11 protein-coding genes and 1 pseudogene are annotated in these 24,147 nt (G+C 68.5%); 5 read left to right on the top strand and 7 right to left on the bottom strand.

Annotated elements, in window-relative coordinates; all coding sequences use genetic code 11:
* Window positions 1-2: 2 nt before the first annotated feature.
* A pseudogene (locus tag AC5Y46_RS10000) lies at window positions 3-1,134 on the bottom strand (BTAD domain-containing putative transcriptional regulator).
* A gap of 202 nt (window positions 1,135-1,336) precedes the next feature.
* On the opposite strand from AC5Y46_RS10000, the gene AC5Y46_RS09995 reads away from it, so the two are divergent.
* The gene (locus AC5Y46_RS09995) at window positions 1,337-4,663 is read left to right on the top strand and encodes an arabinosyltransferase domain-containing protein (RefSeq protein WP_499943116.1); all 3,327 of its coding nucleotides are present in this window, start codon (window positions 1,337-1,339) and stop codon (window positions 4,661-4,663) included.
* Entirely contained in the window at window positions 4,660-7,941 is a 3,282-nt protein-coding gene (embB, locus tag AC5Y46_RS09990; RefSeq protein ID WP_499943115.1) for an arabinosyltransferase EmbB, read from the top strand. Before AC5Y46_RS09995 ends, embB begins: the two co-directional genes overlap by 4 nt.
* Here embB and AC5Y46_RS09985 read toward each other — a convergent pair.
* Window positions 7,938-9,410 (bottom strand): arylsulfotransferase family protein, encoded by a 1,473-nt coding sequence (locus tag AC5Y46_RS09985; protein ID WP_499943114.1) that lies wholly within the window; start codon window positions 9,408-9,410, stop codon window positions 7,938-7,940. The two genes, embB and AC5Y46_RS09985, sit on opposite strands and share 4 nt — an antisense overlap.
* 64 nt (window positions 9,411-9,474) lie before the next feature.
* On the opposite strand from AC5Y46_RS09985, the gene AC5Y46_RS09980 reads away from it, so the two are divergent.
* The 3 genes from AC5Y46_RS09980 (at window position 9,475) to AC5Y46_RS09970 (ending at window position 12,926) form a co-directional block, all read left to right on the top strand.
* Window positions 9,475-10,350 carry an SGNH/GDSL hydrolase family protein gene (locus tag AC5Y46_RS09980; RefSeq protein ID WP_499943113.1) on the top strand — a complete coding sequence of 292 codons (876 nt, stop codon included), beginning with the start codon at window positions 9,475-9,477 and terminating at the stop codon, window positions 10,348-10,350.
* A gap of 298 nt (window positions 10,351-10,648) precedes the next feature.
* Window positions 10,649-11,101: a hypothetical protein gene (locus AC5Y46_RS09975; protein ID WP_499943112.1), complete on the top strand. Its 453-nt coding sequence runs from the start codon at window positions 10,649-10,651 to the stop codon at window positions 11,099-11,101.
* 25 nt (window positions 11,102-11,126) lie between these two features.
* On the top strand, window positions 11,127-12,926 hold the full coding sequence (locus AC5Y46_RS09970; RefSeq protein WP_499943111.1) for an acyl-CoA dehydrogenase family protein: 1,800 nt from the start codon (window positions 11,127-11,129) through the stop codon (window positions 12,924-12,926).
* 57 nt (window positions 12,927-12,983) lie between these two features.
* Here AC5Y46_RS09970 and AC5Y46_RS09965 read toward each other — a convergent pair whose 3' ends face one another.
* From AC5Y46_RS09965 to AC5Y46_RS09945, 5 genes are all read right to left on the bottom strand, one after another.
* On the bottom strand, window positions 12,984-14,558 hold the full coding sequence (locus AC5Y46_RS09965; protein WP_499943110.1) for an acyl-CoA carboxylase subunit beta: 1,575 nt from the start codon (window positions 14,556-14,558) through the stop codon (window positions 12,984-12,986).
* A 27-nt stretch (window positions 14,559-14,585) separates the two neighbouring features.
* Window positions 14,586-19,826, bottom strand: coding sequence for a polyketide synthase Pks13 (gene pks13, locus AC5Y46_RS09960; protein WP_499943109.1), 5,241 nt, complete (start codon window positions 19,824-19,826; stop codon window positions 14,586-14,588).
* A 22-nt stretch (window positions 19,827-19,848) separates the two neighbouring features.
* The gene (gene fadD32, locus AC5Y46_RS09955) at window positions 19,849-21,738 is read right to left on the bottom strand and encodes a long-chain-fatty-acid--AMP ligase FadD32 (RefSeq protein ID WP_499943108.1); all 1,890 of its coding nucleotides are present in this window, start codon (window positions 21,736-21,738) and stop codon (window positions 19,849-19,851) included.
* A gap of 290 nt (window positions 21,739-22,028) precedes the next feature.
* Complete coding sequence (gene culp6, locus AC5Y46_RS09950) at window positions 22,029-23,042, bottom strand: carboxylesterase Culp6 (RefSeq protein ID WP_499943107.1); 1,014 nt, start codon at window positions 23,040-23,042, stop codon at window positions 22,029-22,031.
* A gap of 181 nt (window positions 23,043-23,223) precedes the next feature.
* Entirely contained in the window at window positions 23,224-24,123 is a 900-nt protein-coding gene (locus tag AC5Y46_RS09945) for an esterase family protein (protein ID WP_499943173.1), read from the bottom strand.
* Between the last annotated feature and the right edge of the window lie 24 nt (window positions 24,124-24,147).

Raw genomic sequence — 24,147 nt, 5'->3', positions numbered from 1 at the left:
CGTTATTGGCTGAGGTCGACCTCGAAGACGAACTCCACGCCGCCGATGCAGATGTGGTCGCCATGGGAAAGTCCGGCGCTGCCCCGGATCAACTGCCCCTGCACCTCGACACCGTTCGTCGACCGCAGATCGGTGATCACGAAACCCGTTCCGGTGTCGCTGATTACGGCGTGATGACGGCTGACGTCGGTGTCGTCGAGCACGAGGTCGTTGTCGGGAAAGCGGCCGATGCGGGTGGCCGGGCCGGCCAGCGGGTGTCGTCGTCCGGCGCTGTCGCGCAGCCCGGCCGTCGGAGGCGCGAACGTCGTGTGGGTTTCGGTCCGGTAAGCACCGCGCTTGCGGGTGTTCACCGCACCCCGTTTGGTGGGTAGCGGTTCCTGACGCAGGATTCGCTCGTAGAGCGCGCTGACGGTCGGCCCCGGGTCGATGCCGAGGCCCTCGGCCAATGCGGTCTTCAACTGGCGATAGGCACCCAGCGCATCGGACTGACGTTCGGTGACGTAGTAGGCGGTGATCAGCTGAGCCCACAGCGGTTCCCGGTAAGGATGCTCGGCGGTCAGCGCTTCGAGCTCACCGATCACCGCATCGGCCCGGCCGCAGGCGATCTCGGCTTCGGCCCGGGCGCTGTGCGCGGCCACCTTGTCCTCCACCAGCTTGGCCGCGACCACCGTGACGAACTCGAAGTCCCGCAGGTCGTCGAGCACCGGGCCGCGCCACTCGGCCAGCGCCGCCGAGAGATGACCGCTGGCCTCTTCGAACCGTCCGGCCGCGGCGGCCTGGACGCCCGCGGCTTTCGCGACGGCAAACCGTCCCAGGTCGCAATCGGCGTCGGCGACAGTGAGTTGGTAACCCGGCGGCGCGCTGGGCAGCACCGAGTTGGGGTCCACGCCGGTGGTACGCAGCAGTCGGCGCAGGTTGGAGATGTGGGACTGGATGCTGGTGCGCGGCGGCCGGCACCGGAGAGCCGTCCCACACCGCGTCGGTCAACGAGTCGACCGACACCGGCCGATTGCGATTGACCAGCAGCATGGCCAGCACCGCACGTTGTTTGGCCGGACCCACCGGCACGGGGACGTCGTCGACGAGCAGCTGCAGCGGACCCAGTGCCCCAAACCCGAGTGCCGAGTTCGTCATCGCGCTGCCAGCCTTCCGGTCATACCTGTTGTGACGAATTATGCGACGCCGGCGACCGATGCGACTGCGCACGAGCGTGCACAAATGTACGGCCCGACCGGCGTGTCGGTGAACATCTGCGCACCTTCGCGGCCTGGAGAGTGACTCGTGCGCGGCCCTGCATCCGAAAAGCGCTCAGCAGCGTCGCCTACGATCGAGCCTCGTGTCCCCCGACGGTACTGAGCGATCTCACCGGATCGCCCGTTTGACAGCCGTCGTCGCCGGGTTCGCCGGCCTGCTGTTGTGCCTGCTGGTTCCGCTGCTGCCGGTGCGGCAAACCACCACGACAATCCTGTGGCCGCAAGGCACCACGGACGGTCGGGCAACAGGCGATGTCAGCCAGATCACGGCACCGCTGGTGTCGGGTGCACCGCGGGCGATCGACATCTCCGTCCCGTGCTCGGCGATCGCCACCCTGCCGGCCGACGGCGGCCTGGTCCTGTCCACGCTGCCGGCCGACGGCTTCCAGACCGGCAAGCACGGGTTGTTCGTGCGGGCCAACAAGGACACCGTCGTCGTCGCGTTCCGGGACACGGTGGCCACCGTCGCCCCCCGCGCGGCGATCGCCGCCGGCGGGTGCTCGATACTGCACATCTGGGCCGACGCAGGCGGCGCCGGGGCGGACTTCGTCGGCATCCCCGGCGCGGCCGGAAAGCTCCCTCCGGAGAAGAAACCGCAGGTCGGCGGGATATTCACGGACCTCAAAGTGCCCGCGCAGCCCGGCCTGTCGGCGCGGGTGGACGTCGACACCCGGTTCATCCTCGCGCCCACCACGCTGAAGGCCCTCGCGATGGCTGCGGGTGTGCTGGCCGTGCTGATCGCCATCGGTGCGCTGGGAGCGCTGGACCGGCTCAGCCGCGGCGACACGGTGCGCCACTGGCGTTCGTCCATCGCATGGTTGAGCCGGTACCGTCCCCGGTTGCACCGGTCCCGGATCTGGCGGGTCGGCCTGGCGACCTGGCTGGCCGACGCCGGGGTCATCGGAACGCTGCTGGGATGGCACGTCATCGGCGCCATCTCCTCCGACGACGGCTACAACCTCACCATCGCCCGGGTCGCGCCGAAGGCCGGTTACGTCGCCAACTACTACCGCTACTTCGGCACTACAGATGCGCCGTTCGACTGGTATCTGAGCCTGCTCTCGAAGATGGCCACTGTCAGCACGGCCGGCGTGTGGATGCGGCTACCCGCCACCCTGGCCGGCATCGCGTGCTGGCTGATCATCAGCCGCTGTGTGCTGCGCCGACTGGGACCGGGCAGCAACGGACTGGCCGCCAACCCGGTCGCGGTGTGGACCGCCGGCGCGGTGTTCATCGCCGCCTGGCTGCCGTTCAACAACGCGCTGCGACCCGAGCCGATAATCGCGCTGGGCGTACTGGCCACCTGGATGATGGTGGAACGTTCGATCGCGCTGGCACGCCTGGCGGCCGCCGCCGTCGCGATCATCATCGCCGCGCTCACCGCGACGCTGGCACCGCAAGGGCTGATTGCGGTCGCCGCGTTGCTGACCGGTGCCCGTGCCGTCGCGCAGACCATCAGGCGCCGGCGCGACACCGACGGACTGCTGGCCCCGCTGATCGTGCTGGCGGCGACGTTGTCGCTGATTACCGTCGTGGTGTTCCGCAGCCAGACGCTGGCCACGGTCGCCGAGTCCGCCCGCATCAAGTACACCGTCGGGCCGACCATCGCCTGGTATCAGGACTTTCTGCGCTACTACTTCCTGACCGTGGAAAGCAACGCCGACGGCTCGATGGCACGCCGGTTCGCCGGGTTGATCCTGCTGCTGTGCCTGTTCGGGATGCTGTTCGTGCTGCTGCGCCGCGGCCGGGTGCCCGGGCTGGCCACCGGCCCGGCTTGGCGCTTACTCGGCACCACGGCCATCGGTTTGCTGCTGCTCACGTTCACCCCCACCAAGTGGGCGATTCAGTTCGGCGTCTTCGCCGGGCTCACCGGGGCGTTGGGCGCGGTCACCGCGTTCAGCGTGGCGCGGATCGGGCTGCACAGCCGACGCAACCTGGCGTTGTACGTCACCGCGCTGCTGTTCGTGCTGGCCTGGGCGACCTCGGGTATCAACGGCTGGTTCTACGTCGGCAACTACGGCGTCCCGTGGTACGACATCCAGCCCGTGGTGGCCAGTTTCCCGGTGACGTACATCTTCTTGTTCTTGTCGATCGGCACCGGACTGCTGGCTGCTTGGTACCACTTCCGGATGGATTACGCGGGTCACACCGAGGTCAAGAACAACCGGCGCAACCGGGTGCTGGCGTCCACTCCGCTGCTGGTGGTGGCGGTGATCATGGTGCTGGGCGAGGTCGGGTCGATGGCCAAGGGCGCGGTGTTCCGCTATCCGCTCTACACCACCGCCAAGGCGAACCTGGCCGCGCTCACCAAGCCCGACAGTTGCGCCATGGCCGACGACGTGCTGGCCGAGCCCGACTCCAATGCCGGGATGCTGCAACCGGTTCCGGGTCAGCAGTTCGGGCCGGACGGACCGTTGGGCGGGGTCAATCCGGTCGGTTTCAAGCCCGAGGGGGTGGGCGAGGACCTGAAGTCCGACCCGGTGGTCAGCAAACCCGGGGTGGTCAATTCCGACGCCTCCCCCAACAAACCCAACGCCGCCATCACCGACTCGGCGGGCACCGCCGGCGGCAAGGGTCCCGTCGGCGTCAACGGCTCGCACGCGGCGCTGCCGTTCGGGCTGGACCCTGCGCGCACCCCGGTGATGGGCAGCTACGGCGAGAACAACCTGGCCGCCCGCGCCACCTCGGCCTGGTACCAGCTGCCCGCCCGCCGCCCGGACCGGCCGCTGGTGGTGGTCTCGGCCGCCGGCGCCATCTGGTCCTACAAGGAGGACGGCGACTTCATGTACGGGCAGTCCCTGAAGCTGCAGTGGGGCGTGACCAAGCCCGATGGCAGCACCACGCCGCTCGGTGAGGTGTTCCCGATCGACCTCGGGCCACAACCGGCGTGGCGCAACCTGCGCTTCCCGTTCGCCTGGGCACCGCCGGAAGCCAACACCGCCCGCATCGTCGCCTACGACCCGAACCTGAGCTCCGAGCAGTGGTTCGCATTCACCCCGCCCCGGGTGCCGGAGCTGGAGCCATTGCAGCGGCTGATCGGATCGCAGGACCCGGTGCTGATGGACATCGCCACCGCCGCTAACTTCCCGTGCCAGCGGCCGTTCTCCGAGCATCTGGGCATCGCCGAACTGCCCGAGTACCGCATCCTGCCCGACCACAAGCAGACCGCGGTGTCGTCGAACCTGTGGCAGTCAGCCTCGACCGGCGGACCGTTCATGTTCACTCAGGCACTGCTGTGGACGTCGACGATCTCGACGTATCTCGACGGTGACTGGTATCGCGACTGGGGCTCGGTGGAGCAGTATCACCGGCTGGTGCCGTCCGATGAGGCGCCGGACGCTGCCGTCGAGCAGGGCGTGATCACGGTGTCGGGCTGGAGCCGGCGCGGACCGATCAGGGCGCTGCCATGACCCTCGGCGCGAGCGGGCCTGGCGCGAGCAGACGCAAAAGCCCCCAAAATCGGGCGGATTCGGGGGCTTTTGCGTCTGCTCGCGCAACGAAGCGGGAGGTGCCCCCAGCTCGCGCAACGAAGTGGGTGGCCACCGTCGCCGGACTGATCGGCTTCGTGCTGTCGGTCGCCACGCCGCTGCTGCCGGTCGTGCAGACCACCGCGATGCTGAACTGGCCACAGAACGGCCAACTGAACAGCGTGACGTCGCCGCTGATCTCGCTGACGCCGGTCGACTTCAAAGCCTCGGTGCCGTGCAGCATTGAACGCGACATGCCCGCCGACGGCGGCGTCATCCTGGGCACGGCACCCAAGCAGGGCAAGGACGCCAACCTGCAGGCGCTGTTCGTCGTCGTCAGCGCCAAACGCGTCGACGTCACCGACCGCAACGTGGTGATCCTGTCCGTGCCGCGCGACCTGATGCGCTCACCGGACTGCGAGCGCATCGACATCTCCTCGACGCACGCCGGCACCTTCGCCCATTTCGTCGGGCTCAAAGACCCCGGCGGCGCACCGCTGCGCAGCGGCTTCCCCGACCCGAACCTGCGTCCGCAGATCGTCGGGGTGTTCACCGACCTCAGCGGACCGGCGCCGCCGCAGCTGAAGCTCTCGGCCACCGTCGACACCCGCTTCTCCACCACCCCGACCACCCTGAAACTGCTGGCCATCGTCGGCGCGATCGTGGCCACCCTGGTCGCGCTCCTCGCGTTGTGGCGCCTCGACCAACTCGACGGGCACCGGATGCGCCGCTGGATACCGGCGAACTGGCGCAAGTTCACCCTGCTCGACGGCGTGGTGATCTTCGCGTTCCTGCTCTGGCACGTGATCGGGGCCAACTCGTCCGACGACGGCTACATCCTGGGCATGGCACGGGTCGCCGACCAAGCCGGCTACATGTCGAACTATTTCCGCTGGTTCGGCAGCCCGGAGGACCCGTTCGGCTGGTACTACAACCTGCTGGCCCTGATGACCCACGTCAGCGACGCCAGCATCTGGATGCGGCTGCCCGACCTGTTCGCCGGCCTGGTGTGCTGGCTGCTGCTGTCCCGGGAGGTGCTGCCCCGACTCGGCCCGGCGGTGGCCGCCAGCAAACCCGCCAACTGGGCCGCGGCGATGGTGCTGCTGACCGCCTGGATGCCGTTCAACAACGGCCTGCGCCCCGAGGGCATCATCGCGCTCGGCTCGCTGGTCACCTATGTGCTGATCGAACGGTCGATGCGCTACAGCCGCCTGACGCCCGCGGCGCTGGCCGTCATCACCGCGGCGTTCACCCTCGGCGTGCAGCCGACCGGGCTGATCGCGGTGGCCGCGCTGGTGGCCGGCGGCCGCCCGATCCTGCGGATCCTGGCCAAACGCCGCCGCATGGTCGGCGGGACGTTGCCGTTGCTCGCGCCGATGCTGGCCGCCGGCACCATCATCCTGACCGTGGTGTTCGCCGACCAGACGTTGTCGACGGTGTGGGAGGCCACCCGGGTCCGCGGCAAGATCGGGCCCAGCCAGGCCTGGTACACCGAGAACCTGCGCTACTACTACCTGATCCTGCCGACCGTCGATGGCTCGCTCTCGCGCCGCTTCGGTTTCCTGATCACCGCGCTGTGCCTGTTCACCGCCGTGTTCATCATGTTGCGCCGCAAGCGGGTTCCCGGCGTGGCGCGCGGGCCGGCGTGGCGGCTGATGGGCGTCATCTTCGGCACCATGTTCTTCCTGATGTTCACCCCGACCAAGTGGGTGCACCACTTCGGGTTGTTCGCGGCGGTGGGCGCGGCGATGGCCGCGCTGACGACGGTGCTGGTGTCGCCGGCAGTGTTGCGCTGGTCGCGCAACCGGATGGCGTTCCTGGCGGCGGTGTTCTTCCTGCTGGCGTTGTGTTTCGCCACCACCAACGGCTGGTGGTACGTGTCCAGCTACGGTGTGCCGTTCAACAGCTCGATGCCGAAAATCGCCGGAATCACGGTCAGCACAATGTTTTTCGTTCTGTTCGTGCTTGCCGCGGTGTACGCGGCCTGGCTGCACTTCGCGCCGCGCGGCAGCGGGGAGGGCAGGCTGGCCCGGTCGCTGACCAGCGCCCCGGTGGCGCTGGCGGCCGGCTTCATGGTGCTGACGTTCGTGGCCTCGATGGGCATCGGGATCGTGCGCCAGTACCCCACCTACTCCAACGGATGGTCGAACGTGCGTGCCTTCGCCGGCGGCTGCGGGTTGGCCGACGACGTGCTCGTCGAGCCTGACCCCAACAACGGGTTCATGACGCCGCTACCCGGCGAATACGGTCCGCTGGGTCCGTTGGGCGGCTCCGGTCCCATCGGCTTCTCCCCGAACGGGGTGCCCGAACACACCGTCGCCGAGGCGGTGGTGATGAAGCCCAACCAGCCCGGCACCGACTACGACTGGGACGCCCCGACCAAGCTGAAGACGCCCGGCGTCAACGGCTCGACGGTGCCGTTGCCCTACCAGCTCGACCCCGCCCGGGTGCCGCTGGCGGGCACCTACACCACCGGCGCGCAGCAACAGAGCAGGCTGACTTCGGCGTGGTATCAGTTGCCTAAGCTCGACGACGCTCATCCGCTGGTGGTGATCACCGCCGCGGGCAAGATCACCGGCAACTCCGTGCTGCATCACTACACGACCGGGCAGACCGTGGTGCTGGAATACGCCCGCCAAGGCGCCGGGCCGTTGGTGCCGGCCGGGCGGATGGTGCCCGACGACCTGTACGGCGAGCAGCCCAAGGCGTGGCGCAACCTGCGGTTCGCGCGGGAGAAGATGCCGGCCGACGCGGTCGCCGTGCGCGTGGTTGCCGAGGACCTGTCGCTGACGCCGGAGGACTGGCTCGCGGTGACCCCGCCGCGGGTGCCCGAGCTGCGGTCGCTGCAGGAGTATGTCGGGTCCACGCAGCCGGTGCTGCTGGACTGGGCGGTCGGGTTGGCTTTCCCCTGCCAGCAGCCGATGCTGCACACCAACGGCGTCACCGAGATTCCGCGGTTCCGCATCACCCCGGACTATTCGGCCAAGAAGCTGGACACCGACACCTGGGAGGACGGCGTCAACGGCGGCCTGCTGGGCATCACCGACCTGCTGCTGCGTGCGCACGTGATGGCGACGTATCTGTCCCGGGACTGGGCTCGCGACTGGGGGTCGCTGCGCAAGTTCGACACGCTGGTAGACGCGCCGCCCGCGCGGCTGGACCTGGGCGAGGCCACCCGCAGCGGGTTGTGGTCGCCGGGACACATCCGGTACAAGCCTTAGCGGGGCAGCGGCGGCGACTGGTTGATGACGGCACCGCCCGCGTCCAGCGCCTGCAGCTGGTAGTAGCCGCCGCCGCTGCCCTGCAGTGGTATCGGGGTGTCGTAACCCGCCCAGTCAACCGTGGTCAACGGCGTCATGGTGGTGCTGTCCGGGCCGTGCAGCAACCGCCAGCGGCGCACGGCGGTGGCACCGTTCCAGATCGCGCGGGCGGTGTCGCCGGTCAGCACCAGTTGCGGGGGCACGACGGGATCGCCGGTCCAGACGTCGAGAAACGCGCGGTAGGTGCCGTCGGCCAACGTCGCGTCGTAGACCAGTTCGCCGTCGGCGCCGAACTCAGAAATGCGACCCGCGGTGCCCCAGCCAACGAACGTGTGCCCGCCGGGAAGCGGTTGCAGGTTCCCCATGGCGCCGGCGCTGAGGTTGCCGGGGTGTGGCTGCGCGCGGACGAGAGTGGCTCTGCGCGCGGCGAAGTCCAGGTGGATCCATTTCAGGCTGCTGGGCACCGTTCCGCCGCCGGGCTGGGCGCGGCTGCCTTCGAAGTGGTTGTCGAACAATGTCAGCGTGTCGGCGGCCGGCATCGCGGCGTCGTGCTGGAAGGCGAACTCGACACCGTCGCCCAACTCGAAGGTCGAGTGTCTGCCACCGAGTTGCCAGTTGATCGCACCGCTGCGCGCATCCACATTGAGCACGGTGGACAGCGCGCGCATGCTGATCAGCAGGTTGCCGGCGGGATCCAGCGCGATCGAGTTCATGTGGTACGGGTCGAGCACCTGCCCCGCGGTGTACCTGGCCGGGGAGTCGGCGACCGGCACATGGCTGAGCGCGTCCCATCGGAACAACGTCTTCTTCGCCGCGACGTCGACCACCGTGGCGATGCAGTTGTAGATGCGGCCGTCTCTGGGTCCGCCGATAGCCGTGAGGTCCGTCGTCACCTCTTGATAGGCGGTGATCAACGCGTGCCCGTCCGGCGTGAGCCGGAATTCATGGATGTCCGACGACAGATCGCCACCGGGGGTGACGGTGGCGATCAGGTTGTAATGCTCGTCGGCGATACAAGCGACGCCGACGCCGTGGCTGCCCACCTTCAATCCTTGCCACCAGGTCAGCACGGGCCGGCCCTGCAGAGTTTGCACCCGCAGGTTGCCGCCGGTCTGCCCGGGCGGCAGTTCGCTGTGCCAAACCACTCTCCCGCGCCGGTCGGCGACGACGAGTATCGAAGTGTGTGGGGCACCGCTGCCCGGGTTGGCGGCAGTGGTGCCGGAGACGAAGAAAATGTGGCCGGGGGAACCACCGGGGTTGTCGACGTTGACGGTGTAGCCCAAGGACCTCGCCGAGACCTCGATCCCTCCCGGCGGAGGCGGCGGGGGTGCCGACGGCGCAGCGGCCAACCGGTCGTTTTGCGTAGCGCACGCCGCCGCGCCGCCGGCTACCACCACGCCAGCCGCGGCGCCGAACTGTCGCCTCGTCATCCCGGCCGGCACCCGGTTATTACACCAGGGGTGCACATCGGATCCGGATGAAACACTGGGATGCATGTGGTGGTGGACGCGTCTGGGCATCGCCACGCTGGTGGGGTGCCTGGGCGTCGGCTGTGCGGCGCCGCAACCAGGCGGTCCCGGTTCGGCCGCGCGGTCCCACTACGTCGCGCTGGGCGACTCCTTCGCAGCCGCGCCGGGCGTGCCGGAACCGGCCGAACCCCAGGGCTGTCACAAGTCGACCAACAACTATCCCACCGTGCTGGCCCGACGACTCGACGCTGCGTCTTTCCGCGACGTCACCTGTAGTGGCGCGACGACCGACGACATCTACAGCCGGGCCCAGCAGACCGGGGACGGCCTGATGCCGCGCCAACTCGAGGCGCTCAGCACGACCACCGAACTGATCACCATCACCATCGGCGCCAACGACGTCGGACTCGCCGGTGACGCCGAATCCTGCGAAGTCGAGGCGTCGAATCCGCGTCCGTGCACCGGCAAGTTCGTCGTGGGTGACGTCGACCGGATTTCCGGCCTGATCGACGCGCAGGTGCCGGTGTGGTCGACGATGGTCGACGAGGTCCGGGCCAGGGCGCCGCGCGCCCGGATCATCTTCGTGGGATACGGGTTGCTGATACGCCCGGGCGGCTGCTATCCCGAGCAGCCCATCCTGCCCCACGATGCGAACTATCTGCAGGCCAAGATCGACGAACTTGGCGACCGGCAGCGACAACTCGCCGCCGCCAAGGGCATCGAGTACTTCGACACCCGTCCGCTGTCGCGGGGCCACGACATGTGCGCCCCGCCCGCCGACCGCTATGTCGAGGGGTATGTGACGCGCAATCGGGCGGTGCCGTTGCACCCCACCGCGCTGGGCGCCGTTGCGGTCGGAAATGCGCTTACCGACTATCTGGTCTTGACCGAAAACCAATAATTGACGGCGCGGCCAATTGGTCGCCGGGTTTTTGTTAGTTTGGTAAAGCAACCTCGCGCCGAGGTGTCACAATCCGCTGGTCAACGGCCAGAACAGCTGGTTTCGAAGCGCTTAGACATTTGGTTTACAAGAATGGCGATTAACATCGCCACCGCCTCAAGTCTGCCTTCGAATCTCGATGGTTGAAAAACGCAAATCCGGTCAATAGACAGTTCGGGATCGGGCTCATTCAACACGAAATGGTAGGCAAATGCGCTCGTTGAAACGGTTGGCAACGTCCGTAGTGACACTGACGGTCATGGCCGCCTCCGGGATGACGCTCGGGACCGGAGCGGCGTCCGCAACCTCACGGGTGCCGATGAATCCAGACCTGCGCAACTGCGACTACAGCCTTGTCAAGACCGCGCTGATCCGGCCGAAGACGATCCTCGGGCGCGGCACGGCCGACTTCCGTGTCTCCGGGTCGACGGTCGTCGCCGACGTCGACATGGTGATCGCCAACAACGGGGGCGGACACTACGACGTCGGGGTGATCCAGGTGCCCCGGCCGTCGTCGGCTACCTGCGGGCCCGGGGATCCGGGCACCACGTTCGCCGGCTTGGACACCGACGCCGCCGGGGTCGGGCACGTGACCATTACCGCGCCGCTGCGGCAGGGCACCACGGGGGTGTGGGTGATCGTCGAGTCGCCGAACCCGAACAGCCAGATTCCGGGCGAGTTCTACACCACGGAATTTCTCGCGCCCGTCTAGTTCCGATCTGTAATACCGTCGCGGCATGACCCAGTACGACTCGCCATACGGGTCGGAGGCCGTGGATCGGCTGCCGTTCTCGACACCGGAGAAATCGCAGCGGTATCAAACCGAGCGATACGGCGGGGCGACCGGTCTCAACTGGTATCTGACCGACCCCACGCTGCAGTTCATCACGGCCTACTACCTCACCCCCGACGAGCTCGCCGTCGTCGAGCCCCACCTGGTAGACATCGGCGCCCTGATGGGTGGGCCGGTGACGCGCTGGGCCGACGAGACCGACCGCAACCCGCCGCGCTTGGAACGCTACGACCGGTGGGGTCACGACATCAGCCGGGTCGTGATGCCCGAATCGTTCATCCAGTCCAAACGTGTTGTCCTGGAAGGCCAGCAGGCGTTGCGCCAGGCCGCCCGCGGCGCCGGATTCAGTTCGTCGCTGCCGATGTTCACGGCGAACTACCTGCTCGACCAGGCCGACATCGGCATGGGTTGCGCGCTGGGCACCGGCGGCGGGATGGTGCAGTCGTTGGTGGCGGCCTACGCCCCGCCCGACGTGCGCGACCACGTGCTGGCCAAGTTCGACTCCGGGGAGTGGGCCGGGGAGACCGCGCAGCTGCTCACCGAGCGCACCGGCGGTTCGGATCTGGGCGCGCTGGAGACCACGGCGCGACGCTCCGGTGACGCGTGGCTGCTCAACGGCTTCAAATGGTTCGCGTCGAACTGCGCCGGCGAGGCGTTCGTGGTGCTCGCCAAGCCCGAAGATGCGCCCGACTCCAGCCGCGGGGTGGCCAACTTCCTGGTGCTGCGCACCCGCCGCGACGGTTCCCGTAACGGGGTCCGGGTACGGCGACTCAAGGACAAGCTCGGCACCCGTTCGGTGGCCTCGGGCGAGGTGGAGTTCGTCGACGCCGAGGCTTTCCTGCTCTCGGGTGAGCCGTCGGGTGAAGCCGGGCCGTCCGACGGCAAGGGCCTGGGCCGGATGATGGAGCTGACCAACGCGGCGCGGCTGGGCATTGCGTTGTTCGCACTCGGTAACGCGCGCCGCGCGCTGGTCGAATCGCTGTGTTATGCGCGGCAGCGGCGGGCGTTCGGCGCGGCGCTGATCGACAAGCCGTTGATGCGGCGCAAATTGGCCGAGATGATCGTCGACGTGGAAGCCGCGCAGGCGCTGGTGTTCGACGGCCTGGGCGCAGCCAACCACCGTCAGCCGCGCCGCATCCGGCAGCGCATCGCGGTGCCGGTCACCAAACTCAAGGTGTGCCGGCTGGGCATCACCGCCGCCTCCGACGCGATCGAGATCCACGGCGGCAACGGCTACATCGAAACCTGGCCGGTGGCAAGGCTTTTACGCGACGCGCAGGTGAACACCATCTGGGAGGGCCCGGACAACATCCTGTGCCTGGACGTGCGGCGCGGCATCGTGCAGACCCGCGCGCACGAGTCGCTGCTGACCAGGATGCGCGATGCGGTGTCGGTGTCCGACGACGACCCGACGACCGCGCTGGTGGCCGACCGGATCGACGACCTCGACGCGGCGATCACCGCGTGGGAGAAGCTGGACGGCGACCTGGCCGAAGCGCGCCTGTTCCCGCTGGCCCAGTTCATCGGCGACGTGTACGCCGGTGCGTTGCTCACCGAGCAGGCGGCGTGGGAGCGGGAGGCGCGTGGCGGCGGCCGCAAGGCGCTGGTAGCGCGGTTGTATGTGCGGCGCTACCTCGCCGATCGCGGGCCGCTGCGCGGGATCGACGCCGATTCCGACGAGGCGCTGGACCGCTTCGACGAACTCGCCGACGGGACGTTGCGACTCCCCCGCGAGCAGACGTAAAAGCCCCCAAATTCGGCACGAATTAGGGGCTTTTACGTCTGCTCGCGCAACCTTGGGCTAGACCGGGATCAGGCCGTGCTTGCGGGCCAGCCGGGCCCAGTTCTGCTTGTCCCGCAACAGGTGCATCGACCTGCGCAGCAGCAACCGGGTCTCGTGCGGGTCGACCACCGCGTCGATGAACCCGCGTTCGGCGGCGATCCACGGGATCGCCATGTTGAGGTTGTAGCCCTCGATGAAGTCCTTCTTGATCTGCTGGGCCTCGGGCGTGGTCGGGTCCGGGAAGCGCTTCATCAGCAGCTGCGCGGCCCCTTCGGCGCCGATCACGGCGATCCGCGCGGTGGGCCAGGCGAAGTTGAAGTCCGCGGTCAGCTGCCGCGAACCCATTACCGCATACGCGCCGCCGTAGGACTTGCGGATGGTGATCGTCACCTTCGGCACGTCCGCCTCCACGACGGAGTACAGGAACCGGCCGCCGCGCTTGATGATGCCGCGCTTCTCCTCCTCGGCGCCCGGCAGGAACCCGGGGGTGTCCACCACGAACACCAGCGGCAGCTGGAAGGAATCGCAGAACCTGATGAACCGCGCCGCCTTGTCCGAGGCTTCGTTGTCGATGGCCCCGGACAGGTACATGGGCTGGTTGGCGATGACGCCGACCGGGCGCCCGTCGATGCGGGCGAACCCGGTGATGATGGCCGGTCCGTGCTGCGCGGCGACGTCCAGGAAGTCGCCGTCGTCGAAGATGCGCAGCAGGATCTCGTGCATGTCGTAGGCCGCGTTGTCGGAGTCCGGGACGATCGAGTCCAGCTCGAGGTCCGTCGGGGTGACCTCCGGTTCCAGTCCGGGATTGATGACCGGCGGCTTGCCGAAGCAGTTCGACGGCAGGAACGACAGGAACTCCCGCACGTACTGGAAGGCCTCGGCCTCGGAGTTGACGACCTGGTGGATGTTGCCGTAGCGGGCCTGTGCGTCGGACCCGCCGAGTTCGTCGAGGGTGACGTCCTCGCCGGTGACCTCGCGGATCACGTCGGGACCGGTGACGAAGAAGTAGCCCTGGTCGCGCACCGAGACCAGCAGGTCGTCCTGGATCGGCGAATAGACCGCACCGCCGGCGCACTTGCCGAAGATCAGCGAGATCTGCGGCACCACCCCGGACAGCGCCTCGTGACGCTGGCCCAGTTCGGCGTACCAGGCCAGCGAGGTCACCGCGTCCTGGATGCGGGCGCCGCCGGAGTCCTGGATACCGACGATCGGGCAGCCGACCATCGCGCACCACTCCATCAGCCGGGCGACCTTGCGGCCGAACATCTCCCCGACGGTGCCCTGGAACACCGTCTGGTCGTGGGAGAACACCCCGACCGGGCGGCCGTCGATCAGCGCGTGCCCGGTGACGACGCCGTCGCCGTACAGGGCGTTGGGATCACCCGGCGTCTTGCACAGCGCCCCGATCTCGAAGAAGGTGCCGGGGTCGACCAGCGCGTGCACGCGGGCGCGGGCACTCGGGATGCCCTTCTTGTCCCGCTTGGCCGCGGCCTTCTCCCCACCGGGCTCTTTGGCCTGTTCCAGACGTTCCCGCAGCTCGGCGAGCTTCTCGGCGGTGGTGTGAAGTACCGGTGTCTGCTCTGTTCCCGTCACTGCGTGCCTGCCTCGGTCGTCGGAGCTCTAGATCTCTTTCAGGGCGCGGCTCATGTGCTCGCCGACCTTGGCGATGATCGGCTCGTCGATGGCCTGGATGTGCTCGCCACCGATCTGCACGACTTCGAGGTCGGACACATACTCGCCCCAGCCGCCGTCCGGCTGGCGGACGGCATACCGCGGCTCGAACATGATCGCGTCGTCATGGTATCGATCGGCCATGTAGAGCGTGACGTGGCCGTCGAACGGCTGGATCTCGGCGGTGTCGATCGCCCGGTTGTCCAGGTAGGACGTGCGCTGGTGCTCGATGATCCCGGCCGGGATCTGCACGCCGCTCTGGCTGATCGCGTCGAGCACGAACCGCACCTGGCCCTCGTCGTCGAGCTGCTCGAGGTGCTCGTACGGGATCGCCGGGACGGTGACGTTGAACGTCTTCTCGGCGAACTTGGCGTACCGGTCCCAGCGCTTGCGGATCTCCTCCTTGGTCTGCGGGATCTCCTCGCCGGCGCGTACCGCGTCGATCAGACCCACGAACCGGACATCCTTGCCCTGCTGCTTCAGCCCGATCGCACACGCGTAGGCCAGCACCCCGCCCAGCGACCAGCCGACCAGGATGTAGGGCCCGTCGCCCTGCATCTCGATCAGCTTCGGGACGTACTGCGCGGCCCGCTCCTCGATCGACCCCTCGACCCGTTCGAAGCCGTACATCGGTGTGTCCGCCGGCAGCCGGTTCAGCAGCGGCTCGTAGACCACCGTGGATCCGCCGGCCGGGTGGAACACGAACACCGGCGCGGCGTTGCTGCCCTCGGGACGAGGCCGCAGGGTGCGCACGAAGCCGTCGATCACGCCGGCCTCCAGGTACTCGCGCACCTTGTCGGCCAGCGCCTCGATGTTCTCCGAGCTCAGCACGTCCTCGACGGTGATCGGCCCTTCGGCGCGCTCGGACAGCCGCTGGGCCAGCTTGGCGGCCTTGTCCTCGTCTAGCTTGGGCAGCGGGTTGAAGATGCCGCCCGCGGACTTGCCGGTGACGATCGCCCAGGTGGCGAAGACGACGCGCTCGGCCGCGTCGCGCGGCGGCACGTCGGAGTTCAGCGCCTTGGCCACAGCCTCCTGGCTGAGCGCGTCGGCCGCCGCCGCGAGGTTGGTCCCCGCGGGTCCCGAGGGGTCGGTCGGGGGCGGCGGAATGGTCACGTCCGACGGCGGGGGCTGGGTCTCGGGCTCGGCCTGCGGGTCGGGCGCCGGCGCCGCCGCCGTGGCGGGCGTTGCGCCGCTGAGCAACTCGGCCTGCGCGCGGGCGATCTCCTCGGAGGTCTGCGTTTTCTGCTGCTCGTGCAGCGCCTCGACCTCGTCGCGGTGCTCGACGGCGTACTCGATCAGCTTCTCGACGTTGTACAGGTTGGCGTCGCGCACCGCGGTCAACTGGATCGGCGGCAGGTCGAAGTCGTACTCGACGCGGTTCTTGATCCGCACCGCCATCAGCGAGTCCAGGCCGAGTTCGATCAGCGGCACCTCCCACGGCAGGTCCTCGGGCTCGTAGCCCATGGCCGCGCCGACGATGGTGCCCAACCGCTCGGCGATGGTCTCCCCGGACTCCGGGGACCATCGGCCGACGTCCGACCGCAGGTAGCGGTTGGTCAGGCTGTCGGAGAGGGTCTCGGCGTCGTCTTCTTCGACGGGCGCCGCCTCGACCGCGACGGGACTCGCGATCGAAGTGCCGGCGCCGACGGCGGCGGGCAGCACGGATTCGGCGCCGCCGCGGGTCAGCAGCGCGTCGTAGACCAGCGTGAAGGACTCGTCGATGCGGGCGTGCACCTGCACCGAGGCGCCGTTGGGGTGCCTGGTCAGCGTAGTCACCAGCCGGGCGCCCTCACCGGGCACCGCGCGTTGCTCCGCGGCGGTCAGCTGCGCGTCCGGCAGCACCGCGCCCGCCGCGGCTTTGACCAGCGCGGCCAGGTCTGTCTTGTCCCGGGGCGCGTACTCCCACACGTGCCGCCCGTCCGGCAGCGCGACGTGGTTGCCCGGCATCAGCACCGAGCTGTCGCCGGCGAAGTGCGCGTCGAGCCAGTGCTCTTTGCGCTTGAACCGGGTCGGCGGGATGTTCGCGTAATCTTCGGGGCCGCCCGCCCGGGTGAACAGAGTCCGCACGTCCAGGTCGTGGCCGTGTACGAAGAGCTGCGCCATGGTCGAGATGATCGACTCGACCTCGTCCTGCTTGCGGGCCAGCGTCGGGATCAGCTGCGCGTCGTGCAGACCCGCGTCCGCGGTGGTCAGCCCGACCTGCATCAGAGCCACCGGGTTGGGGGCGAGCTCCAGGAACGTGGTGTGCCCGCTGTCCACGGCGTTGCGGATGCCGTGGGTGAAGTAGACGCTGTGCCGCAGGCCCTTCTTCCAGTAGTCCACGTCGTGGATCGGCTCGCTGCCCGGCTTGATGTAGCGGCCCTCGTGCACGGTCGAGTAGATCCCGGCCGTCGGGCTCGTCGCGTTGATGCCCTGCAGTTCGGCGGCCAGCTCGCCCAGCAGCGGGTCCATCTGCTGGGTGTGGCTGGCGCCCTTGGTCTGGAACTTGCGGGCGAACTTGCCCTCCGATTCGGCGCGCGCGATGATCGCGTCGACCTGCTCGGGCGGGCCGCCGATCACGGTCTGGGTCGGCGCGGCGTAGACGCACACCTCCAGGTCCGGGAAGTCGGAGAACACCGTCTTGATCTCGTCGGCGGAGTACTCGACCAGCGCCATCAGCCGGATGTACTCGCCGAACAGCATCGCCTCGCCCTCGCCCATCAGGTGCGAGCGCGAGCAGATGGTGCGGGTGGCGTCGCGCAGCGACAGACCGCCGGCGAAGTACGCCGACGCCGCCTCGCCCAGCGACTGCCCGACCACCGCCGCCGGCTTGGCGCCGTGGTGCTTGAGCAACTCGCCCAGCGCGATCTGGATCGCGAAGATGGTGACCTGAGTGGTCTCGATGCCGTAGTCCTGGGAGTCATCCAGGATCAGCTCCAGCACCGAGTAGCCCAGCTCGTCCTGGACCAGCGCGTCGACCTTCTCGATCCACTGCGCGAAGACCTCGTTGCGCAGATACAGGCTCTTGCCCATCTTGCGGTGCTGCGCACCGAAGCCGGCCAGCACCCAGACCGGGCCGTTGGTGACCGGGCCGTCGACGCTGAACACGTTGGGTCGTTGCTTGCCCTCGGCGATCGCGCGCAGCCCCTTGACGGCTTCTTCGTGGTCGTGGGCCAGCACCACAGCGCGGGACCGGCCGTGGTTGCGCCGGGACAGCGAACGCCCGATCGACTCCAGCGACGACGCCTGACCTTCGGGGCTTTCCATCCAGTCGGCGAGTTCGGCTGCGGCCACCTTCTTGCGGGAGGTCAGGAACGCCGACACCACCAGCGGGATCGCCGGCGGTGGAAGTTCTTGTGTCGCAAGCTCTTCCAGAGCGGCGGCCTTGAGCGCCAACGCCTCTTCGGTGACGCCGGGCAGCTCCGGTTCGTCGTCCTCGGCCGCCGCCGGCCCGTCACTGATGATCTCGCCGTATTCGTCGAACCGCAGCGAATGACCCTGCCCGTCGGCCAGGTCGCCGCCGGCCGAGACCACCGCGGCCTGCGGCGCGGTCTCCGGTTCGGGCTCCCGCTCGATCACGTCGCGGGGCAGGACTTCGCGCACCACCAGGTGCGCGTTGGCGCCGCCGAAGCCGAAGCTGGACACCCCGGCCAGCGCGAAGCCGCTGTAGCGCGGCCAGTCGGTCGGCTCGGTGACCACTTTCAGCCGCATCGCGTCGAAGTCGATGTAGGGGCTGGGACCGGCGAAGTTGATCGACGGCGGTAGCTTGTCGTGCTGCAACGCCAGCACCACCTTGGCCATGCTGGCCGCGCCGGCGGCCGACTCCAGGTGTCCCACATTGGTTTTCACCGCGCCCAGCAGGGCCGGCCGGTCCGCCGGGCGTCCCTTGCCGACGACGCGGCCCAGCGCCTCGGCCTCGATCGGGTCGCCCAGGATGGTGCCGGTGCCGTGCGCCTCGATGTAGTCGACGGTGCGCGGGTCGATGCCGGCGTCCTTGTAGGCCCGGCGCAGCACCTCGGCCTGCGCGTCCTGGTTCGGGGCGATCAGACCGTTGGACCGGCCGTCATGGTTGACCGCGCTGCCGGCGATGACCGCCAGGATCTGGTCGCCGTCGCGGCGGGCGTCGTCGACCCGCTTGAGCACCAACATGCCGGCGCCCTCCGAGCGGGTGTAGCCGTCGGCGTCCGACGAGAAGGACTTGATCCGGCCGTCCGGCGACAGCACCGCGCCGATCTCGTCGAATCCCAGCGTCACCATCGGGGTGATCAGCGCGTTCACCCCGCCGGCGACGACGACGTCCGCTTCGCCGTTGCGCAGCGCCTGCACGCCCTGGTGGATCGCCACCAGCGAACTGGAGCACGCGGTGTCCAGCGTGACCGACGGACCGCGGAAGTCGTAGAAGTAGGACACCCGGTTGGCGATGATCGAGCTGGCGGTGCCGGTGATCGCATACGGGTGGGCGACGGTCGGGTCGGACACGGCCAGGAAGCTGTAGTCGTTGGTGGAGGCGCCGACGTACACGCCGACCGCCTCGCCGCGCAGGCTGGACGCCGGGATGCGGGCGTGCTCGAGCGCCTCCCAGGTCAACTCCAGCGCCATCCGCTGCTGCGGGTCGATGTTGTCGGCCTCGGTCTTGGCCACCGCGAAGAATTCGGAGTCGAAGCCCTTGATGTCTTTGAGGTAGCCGCCGCGGGTGCGGGCCTTGGCGACCCGCTCGGCCAGCCGCGGCTCGGCCAGGAACTCCGTCCAGCGGTCCTCCGGGAGGTCCGTGATGGCGTCGCGGCCTTCCAGCAGCGCCTGCCAGGTCTCGTCCGGGGAGTTCATCTCGCCGGGCAATCGGGTGGACAGGCCCACGATCGCGATGTCGACCCGCTCGGCGGGTCCGTTGCGGGTCCAGTCGGAGTTGTCGGCGCCGTCGTCTTCCCGCTCCGGCTCGCCCTCGATGATGCGGGTGGCCAGCGACTCGATCGTCGGGTGCTGGAACGCCACCGCCACCGACAACGTGACACCGGTGAGGTCCTCGATGTCGGCGGCCATGGCCACCGCGTCCCGCGAGGCCAGCCCCAACTCGACCATCGGCACCGACTCGTCGATGTCGTCGGGTGACTTGCCGACGGCATTGCCCACCCATTCGCGTAGCCAGCGGCGCATCTCGGGGACGGTCAGGTCGGTCTTGCCCCCGGTCGACGGAGACTCGGTGATGTCAGACATTGCTTACCTTGTTCGGTTCGTTTCAGTCGTTGGTGGCGAAGGCCGTCGGAGACCCGACGCCGCTGCGCAGGCTGCCGTCCAGGTAGGCCGTCCGGCACGCGCGGCGCCCGATCTTGCCACTCGAAGTACGCGGAATCGTCCCCGCCGACACCAGCAACAGGTCGCGCACGGTCACGCCGTGCCGCACGGCGATGGCCGCCCGGATGTCGTCGGCGATCGGTTGGTACTCGAGCTTGTGCGTACCGGCTGCGCGCTCGGCGACGATCACCAGTTGCTCGGAGGTGTCGTCGGGGTCGGCGCTCAGACCGGTGTGCGGGTCGTCGAAAACCTGCTGCGGCAACTGGTTGGCCGGGACGGAGAAGGCCGCCACATATCCGGTCCGTAACGCCTTGCTGGCTTCCTGCGCCGAGTACTCGAGGTCCTGCGGGTAGTGGTTGCGGCCGTCGATGATGACCAGGTCCTTGATCCGGCCCGCGATATAGAGATGCCCGTCGTGGTAGGTGCCGTAGTCGCCGGTGCGTACCCAGAGCCCGTCGTCCGCGGCACCCTCGGCGTGCGACTGGGGCACGCGGGACTTCAAGATGTTCTTGAAGGTCTCCGTGGTCTCGGCTTCCTTGTTCCAGTAGCCGACGCCCAGGTTCTGACCGTGCAACCAGATCTCGCCGACCTGCCCGTCGGGCAGCTCGCTGGCCGTGTCCACGTCGACGATGACCGCCCACTCGTCGACGCCGATCTTGCCCGCCGAGACCTGGGCGACGGCGTTCGGCGCGTCCGGGGCCACCTCCACGAAGCGCTGGTTGTTCAGTTCCTCACGGTCGACGTGGATGATCCTCGGCGGCTCGTCGTGGGGGGTGGTAGAGACGAACAGGGTCGCCTCGGCCAGCCCGTAGGAGGGTTTGACCGCCGTCTCCGGGAAACCGTAGGGACGGAACGCGTCGTAGAACTTGCGCATCGACGCCGGTGAAACCGGTTCGCTGCCGTTCAGAATTGCCTTGACGTTGCTCAGATCCAGCGGCGGCTCGCCCTCCTTGGGCACTCCCCGCACCGCGGCATGCTCGAACGCGAAGTTCGGTGCGGCCGAGAACACCCCGCCGGTCTCGCCGGGTTTGCGGGCCAGCTCACGGATCCAGCGCCCGGGACGGCGCACGAACGCGGCCGGCGTCATGAACGTGAAGCTCTGGCCCAGCACCGGCGCGCACAGTGCGGTGATCAGGCCCATGTCGTGGAAGAACGGCAGCCAGCTCAGGCCGCGGTCGCCTTCCTCGCCCTGCAGCGCAACCAGCGTCTGCAGCACGTTGGTGGGCAGGTTCAGGTGGGTGATCTGCACACCGGTCGGGGTGCGGGTGGAGCCGGAGGTGTACTGCAGATAGGCGATGGTGTCCTCGTTGGCATCGGTTTCCTGCCAGGTCGCGCCGACTTCGGTCGGCACCGCATCCACGGCGATGACACGTGGCCGTTCCTTGGCCGCGCGGGCGCGGATGAACTTGCGCACCCCCTCGGCCGATTCGGTGGTGGTCAGGATCGTCGACGGAGTGCAGTCGTCGAGCACGGCGTGCAACCGGCCGACGTGACCGGGCTCGGCCGGGTCGAACAGCGGCACCGCGATCCGCCCGGAGTACAGCGCACCGAAGAACGAAACGAGGTAGTCCAAGTTCTGCGGGCACAGGATGGCGATGCGGTCACCGGGTTGGGTGACCTGTTGCAGCCGGGCACCGACGGCGCGGTTGCGGGCGCTGAACTCCGACCAGAGGATGTCGCGTTCGACACCGTCGCGTTCGGTGGAGTAGTCCAGGAACCGGTACGCGAGTTTGTCGCCGCGCACCTTCGCCCACTTCTCGACGTGTTTGACCAGATTGGTGTTAGCCGGGAACCTGATCTTGCCGTTCACGACGAACGGGTTGTGGTAAGCCATTTTCTCAAGCTCTCCTGTCACGAACTCTCTGTGTCACCGGCTTTGCGGCGGGTACTCCAATACGGGCTAGCGGGCGCCGACGTCGAAAATCTGCGCGCGATATGACCGCGACCCGCACCCCGCCGGGGTCTGTCGCTGCCAACCTCGACCCAACCGGGTCAACCACATGCTCTTAGTTTTCTCTTAATGTTAAGGGGCGCGTAGCGGCGCACCAAATCACAAGGTACGCCTGATCCCGCTCGCTACCGCCGCGCTACGGAGTGTGTCTAACTGCCTTGTCGGCACACCGCTCACCCGTGCTTGGGATGCGGCGCCTTGTCCAGTACGCCCTGCGCCCAGTTCAACGTCCACTGGGTGGCCGACTGCCCGTCCGAACTCCAGAAATCGGTCGTCGCGTACAGCGCGTGGATGGGGTGCCCCGCCCCCCCGGCCAGCGTATTCAGCGTGGTCGGAAGGTTGGCCGGGCTGAACGCTTCCTTCGGCGCGGCGCAGATCAGGTCGCCCTCGGCGCAGATCTCGTTGGTGCGACCGTTGAGCGCGCCGAACCCGCCCGGCCGTGGGCCGGTCATCGTCAAGCCCAGAGTGGCCAGCACCGGCACCTCGTGCAGGGTGACCTCAGCACCCACCCCCGGCGGCGTGGGCGGAATGTTGTTACCAACCTCACCTTGTCGGCGACCGTCGGCGATCAACGTCACACCGAGAACCAGGTCCTCGTCGACGGGACCCTGACCGTTGCCGATGTTGTTGGCGATGTCACCGGCGATCACCGCGCCCTGCGAGAAGCCGATGATCACGTAGCTGGTCAGCGGGCACCGGTTGTTCATGTCGGTGATCGCCTTGACCGTGGCGCGGGTGCCTTCGGCGCGGCTGTCGTCGTACTTCATCTGGGTGTCGCCGGACAGCGGTCGTTGAAACTCCGCCGTGTACGGAACGGTGTAGGTCTGAACCCGGCTCGCGGGGAACTGCTGGCTGATCGGCCCGGTCACCTTGAGCAGCAACGCCAGCGGGTGCAACGTGGGGTTGAACGGGTCCTCGGTCGGCGAGGACTCCCAGGTGCCCGGCACGGACACCAACTGCACGTCGGGACAGGAGGCGTCCTGGCTAGCCGGACGCGGCTTCTTGTGCTGCGACGAGGTCGTCGGCCCGGTCGGCAGCACGCCCGGGGGCACCGCGCTGGGCGGCACGTCGCGATGGCGCAGCATCATCACCCCGGCGGCGATGACCATGGCCACGACCAGGGCCATGGAGGCGGCCGCCAACCAGGCGAGGCGCTTGTGTCGGCGCTGGCGGGCAGTGTTGGCCATGTTCTCCTGCTAACAGAGTCCGGTACGGGAGGGCGAGTGCTGTCCGGGGCATGCGCACCGTCGCGCCCTACCCGCACCCGCCTTTACACGGTACCGGCCCGCAGGCTCAGTCAGATCGTGGCGACCCGCTGCACCCGGCCACGCCGCTCACACCAGCGTGGCGACCCGCTGCACCCGGCTACTAGCGAATCGCGCCGACGATGTCGCCGGACATCGCGCCCAGCTGCGCCGCCCACGAACCCCAGCCGTTGTCGCCGCCGCCCGGGAAGTCGAAGTGCCCGTTGTGCCCGCCGACTTCGCGGTAGTGCTGGTAGAACGAGCGGCTGTTGCCCATTGCGGTGTCCGGAGTGCCGAGCATCGCAGCGGGGTTGCTGGCACCGCCGCTGGTCGGGCTCCACACCCAGACGCGGGTGTTGTTCGCGGCGAGCAGCGCCTCGTGCACCCACGGGTCATGCCACTTCCAGCGACCCAGCTGTGGGGCTCCCCACATGCCGTTGCCGTCCACGCCGCCGAACTGCTGCAAACCGGCCAGAATTGCGCCGTTGCTGAAGGTTTCCGACGGGTAGAGGAACCCGGACAGCGAGCCGGCGAAACCGAACCTGTCGGGATGGAAGGTCGCCAGCGCCATCGCGCCGTACCCGCCCTGAGAGGCGCCGACTACGCCGTGTCCGCCCGGCGCCAGACCTTTGTTGGCGGCCAGCCAATCCGGCAGCTCACTGGAAAGGAATGTGTCCCACTGCTTGCTGCCGTCCTGCTCCCAGTTGGTGTACATGCTGAAGGCGCCCCCGGCCGGGGCGGCCACCGAGATGCCCTTGCCGGCCAGGGTGTTGAACGCGTTGCCGGCGGTGACCCAGTTGCTGACATCGGGGTTGGCGTCGGCCGCGTCCAGCAGGTACACCGCGTGCGGTCCACCCGCCAGGAAGGCCACCGGGATGTCTCGGCCCATTGCCGCCGACGGCACCATCAGGGTCTCGTACGGGGCTGCCTTCGCTGCACCCGGACACGTCCCCGCCACCACACCGAACGTGATCGACAGCACCGCGACGCCGAGCAGCCGTAGCAGCAACGACAGACCCCTCATGTCCACCTCCACCGTGTCCACCTA

The sequence above is a fragment of the Mycobacterium sp. NGS59 genome (assembly GCF_059812345.1).
The sequence above is the reverse complement of the archived record's forward strand: the minus strand, read 5'-3'. Positions and strand labels throughout refer to the sequence as shown.

Bases quoted from the DNA above. Each gene is read 5' to 3' on its own strand.
- embB (WP_499943115.1), top strand. From the start codon at position 4,660: ATGACCCTCGGCGCGAGCGGGCCTGGCGCGAGCAGACGCAAAAGCCCC.
- AC5Y46_RS09985 (WP_499943114.1), bottom strand. From the start codon at position 9,410: ATGACGAGGCGACAGTTCGGCGCCGCGGCTGGCGTGGTGGTAGCCGGC.
- AC5Y46_RS09980 (WP_499943113.1), top strand. From the start codon at position 9,475: ATGTGGTGGTGGACGCGTCTGGGCATCGCCACGCTGGTGGGGTGCCTG.
- AC5Y46_RS09975 (WP_499943112.1), top strand. From the start codon at position 10,649: ATGGCCGCCTCCGGGATGACGCTCGGGACCGGAGCGGCGTCCGCAACC.
- AC5Y46_RS09970 (WP_499943111.1), top strand. From the start codon at position 11,127: ATGACCCAGTACGACTCGCCATACGGGTCGGAGGCCGTGGATCGGCTG.
- pks13 (WP_499943109.1), bottom strand. From the start codon at position 19,826: ATGTCTGACATCACCGAGTCTCCGTCGACCGGGGGCAAGACCGACCTG.
- fadD32 (WP_499943108.1), bottom strand. From the start codon at position 21,738: ATGGCTTACCACAACCCGTTCGTCGTGAACGGCAAGATCAGGTTCCCG.
- culp6 (WP_499943107.1), bottom strand. From the start codon at position 23,042: ATGGCCAACACTGCCCGCCAGCGCCGACACAAGCGCCTCGCCTGGTTG.
- AC5Y46_RS09945 (WP_499943173.1), bottom strand. From the start codon at position 24,123: ATGAGGGGTCTGTCGTTGCTGCTACGGCTGCTCGGCGTCGCGGTGCTG.